A 14,641-nucleotide genomic window follows, 5' to 3' on the forward strand; every position below is an offset into this window, starting at 1 on the left:
AAATATCATCAAAAAATAAGTTTCTTGTCTAAATTTGATTAGAAAAAATGGTAATCTCACAAAGGAATCTATATTCTAAATGAAGAATCCTATTTAAGTGCAAAACTATTCTAGTCATCTGTAGACAATTTACGGAAGGAGTGCAGCTTGTTTGAAGAATATAAGATGGATGCTTTTACTTTTGGTCAGCATCTTCTTCATTCCTACACATCAACTTGTATCAGCAGAAAATCAATTAACCGTTCAAGCTAACACGGTAGTAAATGTTAGAGAAAATCCTGGGCTTGAGCAATCCGTAATTGGGAAAATGGAGATAGGAAAAGCGTATCCCTTATTAAAAGAAGAAAATGATTGGATTGAAATTCAATATACTTCCACTTCTACTGGGTGGGTTGCCGCCTATTTAGTCACAAAAAATGGTCAGGATACTGATAACATGCCACTTGAAACGGAAGAGCCTACTTCCATTTCTACAAAAGCCACCATTACAGATAATGGACTTCGCTTAAGAAAAGGTCCTGGTACAAATTATCAAGTCATTACTACGCTAGGAAAAGGAATGGAGGTTACCGTCGTTTCCACAAATGGAGATTGGTATCAAATAAAAACGAGCTTAGGATCTGGCTGGGTCCATAATGATTATCTCCTACTCGAAAATTCCCAAACCCAATCAAGTACCATAGCGGAAAAGAAAGAGCCTAGTCAGCAACCAGCGACAGTTATTGAGGATCAAGTTAATCTTCGCAGCAATCCATCTACAAGCGCTGAAATCATTGGTAAAATTAGTATAGGCACTGTAATTACCATTATGGAAGAAGAATCTAATTGGGCAAAAATTCAATACTCTGGTAATATTGGTTGGGTACATAAGGATCTGATAGAAAGTAGCGATATCGAAAGCAGAAAAGGACAAAAAACAGATAAAACGATTAAGCTTCTTTATGACAGAACAAATATTAGAAGTGATGCAACCGTAAATTCAAAGGTTTTACTTGTTGCAGACAGCGGTGCAACCTTTCAAGCTGTAGAAGTATTAGATGATTGGTATAAAATCAAGCTTTCAAGCGGTGAATTCGGATATATCGCAGAATGGATTGTAGAAGACATTGCAACAGAAAGTCAGCAAGCTACTAATGCCGGAGATTCCACTGATTTAAAAGGAAAGACCATCGTGTTAGATCCTGGTCATGGTGGAAAAGATAGTGGTACAATTGGGGTAATAGGTACATTAGAAAAGGATTTAAATCTTCGCACTGCAAAACTACTTGCTAATAAATTAGAGGCTTCTGGAGCAAAAGTGATTCTTACAAGAAAAGACGATGTATTTATACCACTGCAGGGCAGGGTGGATATTAGCCATTTCTACCATGCAGATGCTTTTATCAGCCTTCATTATGATAGCATCAATGATAGTTCTGTTAACGGCGTCACCAGCTATTACTACACATCTAATCAGAAAAAACTTGCTACCAGCCTACATAAGAGTATTATTGAAGCAACAAATAGAAAAGACAGAGGTGTAAGAAAAAATGAGTATGTTGTTCTTAAGCAAAATAGACAAGTAGCTTCCCTATTAGAATTGGGTTATTTAAGTAATCCAGCTGAGGAACAAACCTTACTTTCTAGTAAATATCAAGAAACTATTTCTACAGCTATCTATCATGGCTTGGAGAATTATTTTAGTTATTAATAAAGGTATTCATTACTTATTCCAAACAAAAAAGTTCTTTCAAAGAATCAAATCCTTTGAAAGAACTTTTTTTAATGCTTTAATTTAGGCTGTTTTCGTAAAGTTTGTTGCTATGATCCGCAGCCTGAATACACTCCGCTTTCCGTGGGGCTCGCGCTGAGCCGCGGTCTGCTTCCGCCTGCAGGGTCTCAGGCTGTCTCGCTAATCCCACAGGAGTCTACGTGTATTCAGGCTGCTCCATTTTTCTCATCAATTGATTTTTTCTATTAAGAAAGCAACAATCTTTTAGAAAACAGCTTTAATTTATTATTAGGATCACTTACTATCTAATATTATTGTTACAGGTCCGTCATTAACTAGATGTACATCCATCATAGCACCAAAGATACCTGTTTCGACGGTTAAACCATGGTTCTGCAGGAGCATATTGAACTGTTCATATAGTTCCTTTGCTTGATCAGGTTTCGCTGCATTCATAAAGTTTGGTCTTCTTCCTTTACGAGTATCTCCATAAAGGGTAAACTGAGAAATTGAAAGAATGGATCCTTTTCGATCCAATATACTTTCATTCATTTTTTCGTTTTCGTCCTCAAAAACACGAAGATGAGCTATTTTATCAGCAAGATATTTTGCATCTTCTAACTCATCACCGTGTGTAATTCCAACAAGTAAGACGAAGCCTTTCTCTATAGAACCAACTACTTTTCCATCTACTTCTACTTTTGCTTCTTTTGATCTTTGTAATACGACACGCACGTCAATACTCCTTAGTTCATTATTCTTCGTACAGAATAAACATCTGGAATTTGTTTTATACGATCTACTACCTTATGAAGATGATTAACATTTAAAATCATAATGCTCATACTAATTGTAGCCACTTTATTACGGTCAGATTTTCCAGATACTGCCGAGATATTTGTTTTCGATTCATTTACCGCCTGTAGAACTTCGTTTAATAAACCTCTTCGATCATAGCCGCTTATTTCAATTTCCACATTATATTCTTTTCGATTATTTAAATTCGTTTCCCATTCAACTGGAATTAATCGGGCTTTTGCATCCTCTGTATCAATATTCGTACAGTCTGCGCGATGGACAGATACTCCTCGTCCTTTTGTAATAAATCCAACTATTTCATCGCCTGGAACTGGATTACAACAGCGAGATAAACGAATCAATAAATTATCAATTCCTGTTACTCGAACACCTGAAGCACTCTTTTTATTATTAGGAAATGACTTCAATTCTGCAACAGCATTTGTAATAGTAGATACTTGTTCTGCATCTCTCTTCTTGCGCCATTTTTCTGTTAATCGGTTTGCTACTTGGAGTGCTGTAATCCCATTATAGCCAACCGCTGCATACATATCATCTTCTGACATAAAATTAAATTTCTCTATAACAGTCTTCACATTATCTGCTGTAAGAATTTCTTTAATATCAAATTCCAAATTGCGTATTTCTTTTTCTACTAATTCTTTGCCTTTTTCAATATTTTCTTCGCGCCGTTGCTTTTTGAAAAATTGTCTAATTTTATTCTTCGCTTGAGAAGTCTGCGCTATTTTCAACCAATCTTGACTTGGTCCATAGGAATGTTTACTTGTATGAATTTCAATGATATCGCCTGTTTTCAACTTATAATCGAGTGTTACCATCTTGCCGTTTACTTTAGCGCCAATCGTTTTATTCCCTATCTCAGAATGGATGCGATAGGCAAAGTCAATAGGGACAGAGCCAGAAGGTAACTCAAATACATCTCCTTTTGGCGTAAAGACGAATACCATATCTGAAAATAAATCAATTTTCAGACTTTCCATAAACTCTTCCGCATTAACGATATCATCTTGGAATTCTAGTATTTCTCTAAACCAAGTTAATTTTTCTTCAAGAGAGGAGCCTTCATTTACTGATTTTCCTTCTTTATATGCCCAATGTGCAGCAATACCGTATTCTGCAATTCGATGCATATCCTGTGTGCGAATCTGCACTTCTAAAGGGTCGCCCTTTGGCCCAATAACAGTTGTGTGTAAGGACTGATACATATTAGCCTTTGGCATCGCAATATAGTCTTTAAAACGACCTGGCATCGGCTTCCATCTTGTATGAATTATTCCTAATATGGCATAGCAATCTTTAATACTATTTACAACAATTCGAACTGCAAGTAAATCATAAATTTCATTAAATTGTTTATTCTGAATAACCATTTTGCGATAAATGCTATAAATATGCTTTGGTCTCCCTGAAATATCTGCCTGTATATTTACTTCCTTCGTTCCTTCACGAATTTCAGTGATAACCTCATCTAAGTATTGTTCTCTTTCTGCTCTTTTCTTCTTCATCAAGTTAACAATACGATAATATTGCTGTGGATTCATATAGCGTAATGCTGTATCCTCTAGTTCCCATTTAATAGTAGAGATTCCTAGACGATGTGCAAGTGGGGCAAAAATTTCTAATGTTTCATTTGAGATGCGGCGCTGCTTTTCCGCAGGTAAATGCTTCAGCGTTCTCATGTTATGAAGTCTATCTGCAAGCTTAATTAAAATGACACGAATATCTTGCGCCATTGCTACAAACATTTTACGATGGTTTTCTGCTTGCTGTTCTTCATGAGATTTATATTTAATTTTCCCGAGCTTCGTTACACCGTCAACGAGCATGGCCACTTCACTGTTAAATGCTTTACTTATATCTTCTAAAGTAATTTCAGTATCTTCAACAACGTCATGGAGAAAACCTGCTGCAACTGTTGCTGGATCCATTTCTAAATCAGCCAAAATACCTGCTACTTGGATTGGATGAATGATATATGGTTCCCCAGATTTTCTATATTGTTCACGATGAGCGTCTCTTGCATATTCATATGCCTTTTCAATAAAGGCTACATGCTCTTCGTTTAAATATCCTCTAGTCTTATCGATGACTTGTTCGGCGGTTAATACTTGATCATTCGCCATGTAATCACCTTTCATATCACAATTATATTATTATAAATTATCACATTTTAAACATTCTTTCTATTTCACTATTTTTATGCTAAGCACATTAAAAAGAATAAAATTAATTTTAGAATGATTATTACTATTATCGAAAAAAAAAGGGAGATTGTAAAGGGATTGGAAGTAAATTTTATACAGATATAAAGAAAAATGTCGAATGAAGGCGATTTTCATAAAAAAACAATGAACTTATTTCTTTTTTATTTATCAAAAAAGAGCACTCTTAACAAGCGCTCCTTTTAAATATATGGATTAATATTCCATTAATGTTAAAATATCATATCCGTCTAAATTTTTACGTCCTTCAAGATAAGATAATTCAATTAAAAATGCAATACCGGCAACAACGCCGCCAAGCTCTTCTACTAATTTAATTGTTGCTTCAATTGTACCACCAGTTGCTAATAAATCATCTGTGATTAAAACACGTTGACCTGGTTTAATTGCATCCTTATGGATTGTTAATACATCTTTACCGTACTCTAATCCATATTCTACTTTAATTGTCTCTCTTGGCAATTTTCCCTCTTTACGAACTGGAGCAAAACCTACCCCAAGTGAATAAGCAACTGGACAACCGATGATAAACCCTCTTGCTTCTGGCCCAACAACTATATCAATTTCTTTTTCTTTCGCATACGCTACTATTTGATCTGTTGCATATCTATATGCTTCGCCATTATCCATTAAAGTTGTTATATCCTTGAATCTGATCCCTTCTTTTGGCCAATCTTCAACGATTGTAACATATTGTTTTAAATCCATTCTTTTACTTCCTCCTCATTATTAACGGATTCTTTTAGAATAAGATCAAACCAATTTTTTAGTTGCTCATAAGATGAATAAATTAATTCATTTTCTAGCTCAAATTGCGCTTGCTTTTGTTGAAATGAGATTGATTCTGATAAATCTCTTTTCGGAACATTCTTATTCAGAGTAATAAATCCATCCTTCATTGTAACAAAATTTAATTCAAAAAACACCTTTGACATAAAATCTACCGTTTCTTTACTCCAACCTTTTCTTCTAGCAAGCTCACCACCAAATTTTTCCAAGTGAAATGTTCCCTGTTTTGCCAAAAATGCATAGAACCATTTAAAATGGTCTCGATTGGGCATCGTGCTAAAAAAGTCACTTTGTTGTTTATAAAATACAGCATAGATTCTTGCTGGTTGATTGTTCACTAACAATGTTTTTAACATATCCAAATTTGGTGGATAATCTGCTAATACAATCGACTTATCTATCGATGCAAGTAATGCTGCATCCTCGCTTGTTTCGATTACTTGGTAGGAGACGCGCTGTTCAATCCCCTTCGGTACAGAATCTTGGTGAAAAAAGATCCAGTGAGCATCACTAGGAACTGTTTCAAATAAATGATCCATTTTTCGTAAACTTCTATAGTCAAACAGCTGCCAGTGAGAAACCTCAATATCCTGTATAAAGATTTGTGGTTTTTTGCGATTATTCCATTCATTTACGGAAAGCTCTCCAAGAACAGATACTTTCGCGCTCGGTGAAATATGATCACATAGATCACCTATTCCAAATCCTATACCATCTAAATCAACTTCGTCTTGCTTTAATATAATCTTTAAGTGATTTTGATTAGAGCCTATTTTCCTCATATTGTCTATTTCTAGGTCACAAAATGTCAACTTAGGCTTGGGATTATCCACTCCAAAGGGAGCTAGCATTTGCATGTCTTCTATTGATTTGATAGAAATCTCTTTAATAGAAAAGCTTCCATCCACCTTTGTTAATGGCACGAGATCTTCTTTCGTTAGTTGTTCAAAGGCTAATTTATTTAAGTTATTTCTTAGCACTTCTACATCTTCTATTTTTAAAGACATTCCCGCCGCCATAGGATGTCCACCAAAATGAGGGAGGATATCTCGACAAGTGGATAAATTTTTATATAAATCAAACCCTTCAATACTTCGAGCAGATCCTTTTGCAATTCCCTTTTCATAATCAAAGCTTAATACAATTGTTGGTCGATAAAATTTCTCCACTAATCTGGAAGCAACAATCCCAACTACACCAGGATTCCAACCTTCTTTTCCAACAATTAGAACATTATTTTCTATTAAAGGATAATATTGTTCCACTTGCTCGATAGCCTCTTCTGTTATTTGATTAACAATGGCTTGTCTTTCTTTATTCGTTTCTTCCATTTCGAGGGCAAGTTCTTTTGCTAAGTCTGGATCATCTGTTAGCAACAAATCCACAGCAGGATCTGCACTACCTAGTCTCCCGATTGCATTAATTCTTGGCGCTAGCATAAATCCAATTGTTTCTTCATTAATGGTATTTTTATCGACATTCATTTGGCGATATAATGCATTTAAACCAATATTATCTGTTTCTTGTAATGCCTTAATCCCTTTTTTGGCAAGGAGACGATTCTCTCCAGTTAAAGAAACAAGATCAGCAATTGTTCCTATTGCCGCAAAGGGCAATAAATGAAGGGGAGCACTGCCAAGTAGAGCATGGGATAGCTTGAATGAAACACCGACACCTGCTAAATCACGAAATGGATACTCACTACCTTCTATTTTTGGGTGGATAATTGCAAGAGCCTCTGGCAATATCGGTCCTGGCTCATGATGATCCGTAATGATTAGGTCAATCCCTAATTCTTTTGCCACTTGTGCTTCATGAACAGCAGCAATTCCTGTATCAACCGTAATAATTAATTGAACACCAATGCTTTTTGCATAGCGGAAAGCACCTTCATTTGGTCCATATCCTTCCGTAAATCGGTTTGGAATATAAAATTGCACATTGGCACCAAGTGTTTCTAATGTTTTCATCATGACAGTAGTACTAGTTACTCCATCCGCGTCATAATCTCCAAAAATTAAAATTGATTCATTATTTGTGATTGCTTTTTGTATTCGTGCTACCGCTATATCCATTCCTAGTAGTAGAAACGGGTTATGAAATTCATTATTGTCATCAAATAAAAATGCTTTTGCTTCTTGTGTTGTTTGATAACCTCTTTTTAGTAATAACGAGGCAACAATTGGCGATATTTTTAATTCTTCTGCTATTACAGCAGCACTTTCTTTATTGGGAATTTCTTCTTGTATCCACCTTTTCTTAGAACGTAACATTCCATCACCTCAATCTAACTATTATACTAGTTAAAAGGAGCTGTTTCAATGCAAGAAGAATGGAAATGCTTAAGGTTCCTTTTTTAAAAATACTTTAATAATTTAAACGAATATTATTATATACCTCTAGTAGAAAATTAAATAAAAATAGATACCTGAACGAAATTGTTTACGTTGAAAAAATAAACAACAGCAACTTCTTAGCAGGCATCTAATTCTTAAGTTTCGATTATAAATCTTTTACATCCGTTGAAATGGTTTTTTTATCACCACTTTTTGCTTCTAATTCTCTTTTTTCTTTCTCTAATGTTTTGATTTTTCGTTGCAATGCATAGATACGAATAATCCCTGTAGAACCAATAATCAATCCCCCTAATAGAACAGATATTAATATTACTAAAATAAGTGGCCATTGTCCCTCTCCAAATAGATAATTAACAGACACTGGGTCAACATTAATAACTGCAAATATCGCAACTATTAATGCAAAAATAATCCCCCAAAGAATACTCCATTGAATTTTCAATTACTTCCCCTCCTTTTTCCCTATATTTCTTTCTAGTATTCCCTAATTTCCTTATTATCACTTATTTAAACAACGGAGGAAAAGAATATTTCACCCTTCCAAAAAATACAATTTTTTTTAAAATAGAAACACAAAAAAAGCCTGTCTCTATTTCAATAGGAGACAAGCTCTTTGCTTACTATTATACTTGTGGTTCGTCAGAAATTGGTCTCTTCTCTTTATAAGTAACTAAGACACCTTTTCTCTTTAATTCTTTCTTCTTCCATACATACCAGAGCTGTGATGCAATGAAGATAGAAGAATATGCTCCACCAATTAAACCAATAAGTAACGCTAATGAGAAGTTTGTAATTGCGCTGCTTCCAAATAGTAATAGAGCAACTACACAAATAACAACTGTTAGTACAGTATTTATCGAACGAGCTAACGTTTGTCTAATACTTATATTGATAATATCTTTTATTTCTTGTGGTGTTTTGATTCGCTTCTTCTTCACTAGGTTTTCCCTAATACGGTCAAAAGTTACAATCGTATCATTAATCGAATAACCGACAATCGTTAACACAGCTGCAATAAAGGTAATATCTACTTCTAATCTTGTAAGACTAAAGATTACTAAAATAAAGAACGCATCATGAAGTAACGCTATAACCGCTGCAAGTCCCATATATATTTCAAAGCGAATCGCAACATAAATAATAATCCCAATGGATGAGAAAATAATCGCATAGATAGCGTTTTTAGCAAGCTCTTTCCCCACTGTTGGAGAAACACTACTCACATTCGGGTCATGACCATACGTATTTTTAAACTCTGATTTTATTGTATTAATTTCATTTTGACTTAAATCACCTTTAATACGGATGGCAGCTACTTCTTGATTATCACCTGAAATAATAATATCGTCTGCCTTTACATCCAACTTGTCCAATTGATCTTCAATCTCAGCAGTTGTTAATGCTTTATCCGCCATAACTTCTATGCGGGATCCACTTGCAAAATCAATTCCAAGGTTAAGCTTGAATATAAACATAATAACAAGCCCGACAACAATTAAAATGCTTGATATAGCAAAGAATACATTCTTATGTTTAACAAAATCAAGACGATCAAACTTTGTTGGCAAAGTTAATGTATCATAATTTTCACTTATATGTTTGACGTCTTTCTTTCTCACGCCAAACCAGGTGATTTTTTTATCAAAAGCTTTACTCTTCACAAGCAACCCTAATAATAATCTAGATCCATAAACTGCCGAAACAAAACTCATTAAAATACTGACAATTAACAATGTCGCAAACCCTTTTACAGAGCTTGTTCCATAAATGAATAAAATGATGGCTGCAAGCATGGTTGTTAAGTTAGCATCAACTACAGTTGAAGTTGAATTCTTATTCCCAGCCTGAACAGCAGCTCGCAACGACTTACCAACTTTTAATTCATCCTTAATTCTTTCATAGGTAATGATGTTGGCATCTACAGCCATCCCGACACCAAGAATAAGTGCTGCAATACCAGGAAGTGTCAATACACCATTCATTAAATCTAGAACAAGAAGATTTAAATAAACATAAATAGATAATGTAATAACAGCCACTAATCCCGGAAGACGGTAATATAAAAGCATAAATAAAAATACTATCCCTACTCCAATAATCCCCGCTTTTACCGTATCTTTTAATGCCTGATCTCCAAACTGTGCGCCAACACTAGTTGAATATTCCTCTGTTAATTTTACTGGCAACGCACCCGCATTTAATAATTCTGCTAATCGAGTTGCCTCATCCACTGTAAAATTACCAGTTATGGAAACTGTATCGGAATTAATGACTTCACTTACCATCGGTGCTGATAAATATTTAGGTTCTTCCTTTGCTGCTTCTGCACTATAAGAATCTCCCTCTTCAAAATCCAGCCAGATTACCAATGGACTACCTAAAACAGATTCCGTTACTTCTTTAAACTTATTTGCATCTTTTAGTTTTAAAGAGACACTAGGCTTGCCATACTGATCGAATTCTTGGCTAGCTCCACCTTGAACTAAATCAGAGCCATCTAGTAATTTCTTATCTTGAATATCTCTAAATGTTAAATTGGCTTCTGTTGAAAGCATTTCTCTAGCTTCATTTTGATCTGTAATACCAGCTAGTTGAACTCTTATTCGGTCATTCCCTTCAATTTGGATAACTGGTTCACTAACGCCTAACACATTTATCCTTTTATCCAAAGCTTGGGCAGTGCTTTTTAATGCCGATTCGTCAATTTTCCCTTTTCCTTTTTCCAGTGGCTCTACTTTATAAAGCACTTCAAATCCACCTTGCAGGTCTAACCCTAGCTTAATATCACCTAAAATCTTATTCGTTGTTCCTCCCATTAATCCTGCAGCCAAGACAATGATCAATAAAAAAGCAACAATTCTACTGCGTTTAACCATTATGTATTAATCCTCCTCATGTAATACAAAGCAGAAACTTCTTCACTTATGAAACAGGTATACTAGCCAATTCTTCACCATTTGTTTGGCCAAAACTAAGTTATGTTTTCGTTTAATACGGACCTTTCAATCAGGCGTAAAATCTATTTTCACAGCTCACTTCTTTCAAGTAACTTAAACTAGTAAGTACTTCAAATTATTTAGAATAAACTCATTATGGAACAGTTTATCATGACTGTCAATTTGTATGAGAAAAATATATTAGTAAAATTTTCTGCTTACCCTATAAAATAAAGGCATCTTCTTTTCCCTTAACGAAAACCTTTAAAACTAGCTCAAACTCTTCTTTGTCTAATGCCCAACCTTTATTTCAATAATTGCTTTTTCTCTTCTTCAGTTAAGACTGAAAACAAGTCTGCTGTTTTAAATGCCTCAATAGTAGCGTAGTTCATATAATCTGCTACCTTAACATTTAGTATCTCCTGTACTAATTCTGAAATTCTAATCTCTTCAGAAGGCTTTTTCCATTTTTTCTTTGTTAAAAACACCCATAGCTCGTCCTCTTTAATGGTGTCATAACCTAGTAAATGAAACTCTTCAATCTTACTATTTAATACAGGCTTTACTTGTGAACGATATTGGTCATATAAATGTGTTGACGACATGCTTATTCACTCCATTACAGTCAGTTTAATGTGTAGAATCATCTTATTCAATATCTTTTATATAGCAACAAATTATTGAAAATAACTCTTTCTAAAATAGTTTCTTTTTAAACAACACACTTTCTTTTAAAAAACCTTGTCATGCTTTGTCCACATTGTTGCATATAGTTAATTGTATAGTATTATTCGCTATTTGAGAAGGCAGGGAATAGAATGTCTAAGTTTTTAAAAGGAACAATGATTTTACTTATAGCTGGATTTATTACCAGAGTACTAGGATTTATAAATCGAATCGTTATCGCACGTTTTATTGGAGATGATGGAGTTGGGCTCTATATGATGGTATATCCAACAATGATTTTAGTTGTGACCATCACTCAACTTGGACTACCTGTTGCTATCTCTAAAAATGTAGCAGAAGCTGAGGCTGCAGGAAATTTACGTAAAGTAAAGAGCATATTAATTGTTTCTTTAAGCACTACCTTAGGATTAACACTCCTATTTACACCAGCTTTATTCCTTTTGGCTCCTTATCTCTCTCAAACACTATTTACAGATGAACGAACCCTTTTACCACTACTTGCGATTACACCAATTATCCCAATTATCGCTGTGTCTTCTGTATTACGAGGGTATTTTCAAGGACGACAAAATATGAGGCCTGCAGCTACTTCTCAAGTAATTGAACAGGTCATTCGTATCGCCTTAATCGCAACATTAACAAAAGCTTTTTTACCACTTGGAGTCGAGTATGCTGCTGCTGGGGCGATGTTAGCTTCCGTTCTTGGAGAACTTGCTTCTTTATTTTATTTAATAGCATCTTTCAAATGGAAAAAATCATTCCATTTACGGAAAAAGTTCTTTCAATACGTACATAATGGGAAAAATACTTTTCAAGAGTTAATGACCATTGCGTTACCGACTACAGGAAGTCGTATGATTGGTAGCTTCGCATGGTTTATCGAACCAATTGTTGTTGCTCATAGCCTATCTATAGCAGGCCTTTCTGCCATTAATGCAACAAAACAATATGGGGTATTAACTGGATTTGCGCTACCACTCTTGATGCTCCCATCCTTCTTTACTCAATCATTATCGACTTCTCTTGTGCCGGCTATTAGTGAAGCAAAGGCAAATAATCAATTAAAACTGATTGAGCATTTGTTACAACAAGCACTTAAATTCACCTTTATGACAGGTGGCCTTGCAATAGTTGTGCTTTATGTATTGGCAGAGCCCTTAATGACCATTATGTATGGAAGCACAAGAGGAACTTCTTTTATTCAAATTATGGCGCCTTTCTTTATTCTTAATTATTATCAAGGTCCTCTTCAAGCGGCACTACAAGCCTTGAATTTTGCTAGAGCCGCGATGATTAATAGTTTTATTGGTGCTGGTGTAAAAACTGCTTTAATTTTTATTCTCGCAAGTCGACCAGAATTCGGAATATACGGAGTTGCTATTGCGTTAATTGTTGGATTTGTTTTAGTAACGTTGCTTCATTTTGCAACAATATTAAAAACAATAAGTTTCTCTATCATCGTCAAAGATTATGTGAAAATGCTACTCGCCATCTCACTTACGGCATATCTTGGCACTCTTTTAGTCAAAATAATTTCATTTCCTTCAATACTCTTACAATTAATTAGTATTACAAGCTTTATTTGTATCTTTTATGTAGCGTTACTGTTCCTTTTTCGTTTAATGAATAAAAAAGATTTAGCGAAAGTCCCATGGTTAGGTCGCTTTTTCTCTTAAATATGTCTTTGGAATCATTATTTAATTCTACGAACAATCAGCGGAAGATGAAAAATCCGCTGATTGTTTTGTAATTACTACAATACATTTAATTAGATTGATGCTCCCCTATTGGTCAATCAAATCAATATAGAATTCCCCATCTTGATAGCTACAAAAGGATATATTCTTAATATCAGTATACCCTTTTTCTTTTAATTGCTGCCTAAGCCATAAATTTGTTTTACCAATTGTTGATAAATTACTTTCTTGAATAATTCCATCCATAATCAACGGAATCGTTATAGATGATTTCTCTTTTTCTTTTTCAAATACAGAAAGCTTTCCTGATGTTTCCAAGATAGCAAACTCTACATCTGCAATATTACGGATATTTTTTTCTCGAAGCTGAATTAATAAGTCGTCAAAATTGTAACGCTGACTTTTCATCGCCGCTTCGTCAATTTCTCCATTTTTGATAATAAAGGTCGGTTCTCCCTCAATAAAATCGCGCATTTTTTTGCTTTTTAAAGATAGGAAGGCTAGAAGTACTTGAATAGATAGAAGAATAAACATTGGAAATAGTGTTGGTAAAATAGGATCTCTGTAATCTTCTATTGCAACAACCGCAATCTCTGCAATCATGATGAATACTACTAAGTCTAAAATACTTAGTTCCCCTATTTCCCTTTTTCCCATCAATCGAAATATAAGAACAATTAGCACATATATTAAAATCGTTCTAAACAAAATGATCAAATATGGTTCCACTTTATCTCCTCCGATCAAATATGTTCCCTCTTAATCTGCTCCATATGCCAGAAATAATACGATAAAGTATGAAGCTTGGTACCTTTATACAATTCCTGCTAAACACTCCCCAGCTTATTATCTATAATTTTTTGCAAATAAGAGTGAAGCTATTTGACAGACGTAATAGGAATAAAAATGTGAATTCAAGCAATTTTTAATTCTAATTTCTATTGTGCTGAATATGCTTGTACTAGAAAACTTTTATTGATGATTTTACAAGCGATGGAAAGGAGAGGTTTACAATCGAAGAGAGTAAACATGTTGGCAGTTCTGTTTTATACGGTTTAATTGCCATTTTCGTTATGTTAATAACTAGCAGTTTGTTCTTTTCCCTATTATTAAGATTTACTTCTATTCAAGAATCATCTCTGCAATATATTATTACTGCTGTATCATTTATAACTTTGTTTGCAGGTGGTTTTATTTCTGGGGGGAAAGGGAAGGAAAAAGGGTGGTTCCTTGGAGGACTGACTGGGTTAATCTATTCTATTATTATTTTTCTATTTTCCTTTTTAGGCTCTGACCAGCTATTTACGATGGAACAAACAATTTATCATGTATGCTATACGCTTATTTGTATGATGGGTGGAATTTTGGGAGTAAATCTTTCCAAAAATAATTAATTAAACCTGATACAGTCTTACCTAATAAA

At 34.4% G+C, this 14,641-nt stretch carries 11 protein-coding genes; 3 read left to right on the forward strand and 8 right to left on the reverse strand.

Annotated elements, in window-relative coordinates; genetic code table 11:
• Positions 1–151 precede the first annotated feature (151 nt).
• On the forward strand, positions 152–1,690 hold the full coding sequence (locus tag NYE52_RS15095) for an N-acetylmuramoyl-L-alanine amidase (RefSeq protein ID WP_341193831.1): 1,539 nt from the start codon (positions 152–154) through the stop codon (positions 1,688–1,690).
• Positions 1,691–2,005: 315 nt separating this feature from the next.
• On the opposite strand, the gene dtd is transcribed toward NYE52_RS15095, so the two are convergent.
• The 7 genes from dtd to NYE52_RS15130 form a co-directional block, all read right to left on the reverse strand.
• Complete coding sequence (gene dtd / locus NYE52_RS15100; RefSeq protein ID WP_341193832.1) at positions 2,006–2,446, reverse strand: D-aminoacyl-tRNA deacylase; 441 nt, start codon at positions 2,444–2,446, stop codon at positions 2,006–2,008.
• A gap of 11 nt (positions 2,447–2,457) precedes the next feature.
• The gene (locus NYE52_RS15105; protein WP_341193833.1) at positions 2,458–4,653 is read right to left on the reverse strand and encodes a RelA/SpoT family protein; all 2,196 of its coding nucleotides are present in this window, start codon (positions 4,651–4,653) and stop codon (positions 2,458–2,460) included.
• A gap of 294 nt (positions 4,654–4,947) precedes the next feature.
• Positions 4,948–5,460: an adenine phosphoribosyltransferase gene (locus NYE52_RS15110; RefSeq protein ID WP_341193834.1), complete on the reverse strand. Its 513-nt coding sequence runs from the start codon at positions 5,458–5,460 to the stop codon at positions 4,948–4,950.
• Entirely contained in the window at positions 5,451–7,814 is a 2,364-nt protein-coding gene (gene recJ, locus NYE52_RS15115) for a single-stranded-DNA-specific exonuclease RecJ (RefSeq protein ID WP_341193835.1), read from the reverse strand. Before recJ ends, NYE52_RS15110 begins: the two co-directional genes overlap by 10 nt.
• Before the next feature lie 229 nt (positions 7,815–8,043).
• Positions 8,044–8,340, reverse strand: coding sequence for a LapA family protein (locus tag NYE52_RS15120; protein WP_341193836.1), 297 nt, complete (start codon positions 8,338–8,340; stop codon positions 8,044–8,046).
• Positions 8,341–8,521: 181 nt separating this feature from the next.
• Positions 8,522–10,774: a protein translocase subunit SecDF gene (gene secDF / locus NYE52_RS15125; RefSeq protein WP_341193837.1), complete on the reverse strand. Its 2,253-nt coding sequence runs from the start codon at positions 10,772–10,774 to the stop codon at positions 8,522–8,524.
• Between the two features lie 365 nt (positions 10,775–11,139).
• Positions 11,140–11,439, reverse strand: coding sequence for a post-transcriptional regulator (locus tag NYE52_RS15130; RefSeq protein ID WP_341193838.1), 300 nt, complete (start codon positions 11,437–11,439; stop codon positions 11,140–11,142).
• 213 nt (positions 11,440–11,652) lie between these two features.
• Between NYE52_RS15130 and spoVB the strand changes: the two genes are divergently transcribed.
• Positions 11,653–13,197: a stage V sporulation protein B gene (spoVB, locus tag NYE52_RS15135; RefSeq protein WP_341193839.1), complete on the forward strand. Its 1,545-nt coding sequence runs from the start codon at positions 11,653–11,655 to the stop codon at positions 13,195–13,197.
• Positions 13,198–13,305: 108 nt separating this feature from the next.
• On the opposite strand, the gene NYE52_RS15140 is transcribed toward spoVB, so the two are convergent.
• Positions 13,306–13,947, reverse strand: coding sequence for a DUF421 domain-containing protein (locus NYE52_RS15140; RefSeq protein ID WP_341193840.1), 642 nt, complete (start codon positions 13,945–13,947; stop codon positions 13,306–13,308).
• A gap of 284 nt (positions 13,948–14,231) precedes the next feature.
• Between NYE52_RS15140 and NYE52_RS15145 the strand changes: the two genes are divergently transcribed.
• Positions 14,232–14,612: a TIGR04086 family membrane protein gene (locus NYE52_RS15145; protein ID WP_341195206.1), complete on the forward strand. Its 381-nt coding sequence runs from the start codon at positions 14,232–14,234 to the stop codon at positions 14,610–14,612.
• Positions 14,613–14,641 lie beyond the last annotated feature (29 nt).

This window comes from Niallia sp. FSL W8-0635 (genome assembly GCF_038007965.1).
Classification (GTDB): Bacteria; Bacillota; Bacilli; order Bacillales; family Cytobacillaceae; genus Niallia.